At 63.6% G+C, this 3,458-nt stretch carries 5 protein-coding genes and 1 pseudogene; 5 read left to right on the top strand and 1 reads right to left on the bottom strand.

Going from position 1 to position 3,458, the window contains the following annotated elements:
• The 3 genes from odhB to AADA04_RS09640 form a co-directional block, all read left to right on the top strand.
• Positions 1-929, top strand: a 929-nt coding sequence (gene odhB, locus AADA04_RS09650) for a 2-oxoglutarate dehydrogenase complex dihydrolipoyllysine-residue succinyltransferase (protein ID WP_340693050.1), incomplete at its 5' end; no start/stop codon positions are given.
• A 9-nt stretch (positions 930-938) separates the two neighbouring features.
• Positions 939-1,199, top strand: coding sequence for a hypothetical protein (locus AADA04_RS09645; RefSeq protein WP_340693049.1), 261 nt, complete (start codon positions 939-941; stop codon positions 1,197-1,199).
• Positions 1,200-1,302: 103 nt separating this feature from the next.
• Positions 1,303-1,647 (top strand): chorismate mutase, encoded by a 345-nt coding sequence (locus AADA04_RS09640; protein ID WP_340693048.1) that lies wholly within the window; start codon positions 1,303-1,305, stop codon positions 1,645-1,647.
• Here the strand turns inward: AADA04_RS09640 and AADA04_RS09635 are convergent.
• Positions 1,608-2,000, bottom strand: a complete 393-nt coding sequence (locus AADA04_RS09635) for an Hpt domain-containing protein (RefSeq protein WP_340693047.1) — start codon at positions 1,998-2,000, stop codon at positions 1,608-1,610. The genes AADA04_RS09640 and AADA04_RS09635 overlap by 40 nt on opposite strands.
• 183 nt (positions 2,001-2,183) lie before the next feature.
• On the opposite strand from AADA04_RS09635, the gene AADA04_RS09630 reads away from it, so the two are divergent.
• A complete protein-coding gene (locus tag AADA04_RS09630; RefSeq protein WP_340693046.1) occupies positions 2,184-2,327 on the top strand; it encodes a hypothetical protein in 144 nt (47 codons plus the stop codon).
• Positions 2,328-2,503: 176 nt separating this feature from the next.
• Positions 2,504-3,458, top strand: a pseudogene (locus AADA04_RS09625) (hypothetical protein); the annotation flags it as partial.

The following is a 3,458-nucleotide window of genomic DNA, read 5'->3' as shown; positions in this document are numbered from 1 at the left end:
CGGCCACTCCGGCCGCGCCCGCACCTGCGGCTGCCGCTTCCAGCAGCGCTGCCGTCGCGCCGTCGGTTCGCCGCATCTCGACTGAAGCCGGTGTCGACCCGGCATCCATCCCCGGTACGGGCCGCGATGGCCGCGCCACCAAGGCCGATGCGCTCGCTTATGTGAATTCTGCGCCGAAGGCCTCGGCTTCCACAGCCGTTGCCGAAGCGCGTCCGCCGCGCGATCTCGGCCCCCGCGAGGAACGCGTGCGCATGACGCGCCTGCGCCAGACCATCGCCCGCCGCCTGAAAGAGGCCCAGGACAGCGCCGCGATGCTGACCACGTTCAACGACGTGGACATGGGCGCCATCATGGACCTGCGCAAAAAGCATCAGGACAGCTTTGTCGCCAAGCACGGCATCAAGCTCGGCTTCATGAGCTTCTTCGTGAAGGCCTGCGTCAACGCGCTGAAAGAGGTTCCTTCGGTCAATGCCGAGATTGATGGCACCGACATCATCTACAAGAATTACTATGACATGGGCGTCGCTGTCGGCACCGATAAGGGCCTGGTCGTCCCGGTCGTGCGCGACTGTGACGAGCTGTCTCTGGCCGGTATCGAGAAGGGTATTGCCGATCTCGGCAGGCGCGCCCGCGACGGCGATCTCACGATCGGCGACATGCAGGGCGGTACATTCACCATCTCGAACGGCGGTATCTATGGCTCGCTGATGTCGACCCCGATCCTGAACCCTCCGCAGTCCGGCGTGCTTGGCATGCACCGGATCGAGCAGCGCCCGGTCGCCATCAATGGCCAGGTCGTGATCCGTCCGATGATGTACCTTGCGCTCAGCTATGATCACCGCATCGTTGACGGCAAGGAAGCGGTCACCTTCCTCGTCCGGGTCAAGGAAGCGCTGGAAGATCCCGAACGCATGCTGCTCGAAGTCTAGAACAGCTTCATGATCAGCCTGTTCGACGCCATCGGCATCCTTGGCGTCGGACTGACCCTGATTGCCTATCTCCTGCTGCAGGCAGAGCGGCTTGAATCGCGGTCCAGGGCCTATTCGGCGCTGAACCTGTTCGGTTCTGTGGCGATCCTCTCCTCGCTGGCCTTCGACTTCAACCTGTCGGCGGTGCTCATGGAGGGCAGCTGGGCTGTCATCAGCCTGTATGGCCTGATCAAGGCGCTACTTTCCTTCAGGCGTGCGCCGCCCGTCTAGACGGCAAGGGCGCAGCCCGCGCTTCCGCGTCGCACCTCTCTCACTTGCCGCTGGGGTCATCCCCATGTAACGGGCTGCAACAGCCAAAGCGGGGCCCAAGCCCATGACGACCTATACATCTGACCAGCGCCATCATACGGCCGAGACGAGCGAGACAATGGCGCAGGTGCGCTATGAGATCGACCGGATCGACCGCTTGCTCGTGGAAATCCTCGCTGAGCGACAATCCTTCATGGATGCCGCCGCGCGCATCAAGGGTGACCGTGCCATCGTGCATGACCGGGCGCGCATCGAGGATGTGATCACGAAGGTGAAGGCCGCCTGTGCCGAGGCCGGCCTGTCTCCGGCCATCGCCGAGCCTGTCTGGCGCACCCTGATCGACCGATGCATCGCTTATGAATTTGGCAGCTATGACGCCTTGATGGCGCCGGAAGCGGCCAGACGGTAGGCCAGCTTGCCGACCGCTTCGAGCGTGTCGCCTAGCGCATCCTTCACATCTCCCAGCATCACGGCGGCGGCCGTCACGCTCGGCGCCGTGTCGGCGCGTCCAAGGCTTTCCGCGCGGCCACAAATGGCTGCCAGCCTGAGGGCGCCAATGCCGAGGCTTGCGCCTTTCAGCGTATGGGCCGCATCGGCCCACTGGCTCGCGTCAGCGCGCGGGTCCAGCAGTCGTGACCAGATTTCTGCCTGATGCTTGAAGATATCCAGGACTTCCATGGCCAATGCCTGGTCCCCGCCTGTCATGGCTTGCAAATGGTCGAGGTCCAGCAATACGAGCGGGGCAGGGGCGGCGTCGGTCATGGTCGGCACTCCGGTGGCGTATGTCACTTTGTCATGGCGACCTTTCCTCAAAGGTTAACGCCACGCGCTGCTCTGTTCACCAAGCCTTACAAAATTTTATCGATTGGCGAAAAGACCCGAAAGGAGTAGAACGCGGCCTTGTTCAGGGCCTGAAATGTGCCCTTTTGTGAATTGGGGACTCTCATGGTCGCAATCATCGTGCTCATCCGTAACCTTGTCCTTGCTGGGATTCTTGCATGGCTTGGCATCGAATTCGCGCCTGCAGACCGGGATGATGCAGCGGACAACCAGCCGACAGAGAACGTGCTCGTCCGTATGCTGGGTTAGGCAAAGCGCCTGTCGAGCCTTGAAAAAGCCTGTTTTCCGGCCTCGCCGCGGGCTTATTGTCGCGGTATAGTCGCGCAATGACGGTTACGCCTTCAGCTCGCCCGTCCGGCCGGGATCTTCTGGCCAGGCAAGAGGCGTCAGAAAACTTCGAGCACGCGCGGCATGGCGGCGGCTGGATGGTCGCTACAGGATTCGTCATCGCATTGCTCTGGTTTGCCGCTGTCGGAGCAGGTGTACTCGGCCTGCTGGGCATTGACGCGCTGCTTGAACTTTCGCCCGCCATCCTGCTCGCCGGCGGCGTTGCCGCAATCATCCCGGGCCTGATTATCATCATGGCAGGCTACATGGCGCGCACCAACCGTCGCGCGGCCGCCTCCAATGCGCTCGTCATGGAAGCCGCTATCCGCCTTCTGGCGCCGGCCCGCGAAGCTGGCACCGAAGGCATCAGCATCGCCGAGCAGATGAAACAGTCCGCCTCTGAGGTCGACCACGCCATGGCGCATGCTATCTCTGCCATGAAGGCCATGTCAGGAGAGATTGGCGACGAGCGCATGCGACTGGAATCGGTTGCGTATGCCAGTGCAGATAATGCCCGTGATCTCGCCCAACGTCTCGCCGCCGAGCGCACCGCGCTTGAAAGCCTTGCCCGGGACCTGCGAGCCCAGGTCGATGAGATGAGCGAGGCCATCCCGCGCCAGGCCCAGCAAATGGTCAACGCGGCCCGCCAGGCCGGCGAGGAAGTCGCCCGCGCCGACGATGCACTCGAAGCCCGCCTGAACGGCATGCGCGCTGCCGGCGAGTCGCTGGCGGCCAAGCTCGTGGATCTCGACGGGCTCGCCCGGGAGGCGTCCTCGCGCACGGAAACACTTACCTTCGCCGTCAGCCGCGTCGAAGAGAAACTCGAACAATCCCGCAAGCTCGTCGATGCCGCCGTCCGGGCAGGGGAGATCGCTGCTGCGGCGGCCTCGACCACCGGCGAAGCGCTCAAGGATGCCGTCTCTTCTGCGCTCGATGGCGCCCGCCTTGCCAATCGCGAGATCAACCAGACGGCACGTACTGCCGCCGAAGAGGCCGCCAGCTCTCTCGCACGCCTGCGCGAAGCCGGCGACCACGCCACCGCCTCCGTGCGGG

It is taken from the genome of Hyphomonas sp. (genome assembly GCF_037969335.1).
GTDB lineage: Bacteria > Pseudomonadota > Alphaproteobacteria > Caulobacterales > Hyphomonadaceae > Hyphomonas.
Note: the sequence above shows the minus strand (reverse complement) of the source record. Positions and strands in the feature narration are given on the sequence as shown.

Excerpts from the sequence above, each read along its gene's own strand:
- AADA04_RS09645 (WP_340693049.1), top strand. The coding sequence starts at position 939 with ATGATCAGCCTGTTCGACGCCATCGGCATCCTTGGCGTCGGACTGACC.
- AADA04_RS09640 (WP_340693048.1), top strand. The coding sequence starts at position 1,303 with ATGACGACCTATACATCTGACCAGCGCCATCATACGGCCGAGACGAGC.
- AADA04_RS09635 (WP_340693047.1), bottom strand. The coding sequence starts at position 2,000 with ATGACCGACGCCGCCCCTGCCCCGCTCGTATTGCTGGACCTCGACCAT.
- AADA04_RS09630 (WP_340693046.1), top strand. The coding sequence starts at position 2,184 with ATGGTCGCAATCATCGTGCTCATCCGTAACCTTGTCCTTGCTGGGATT.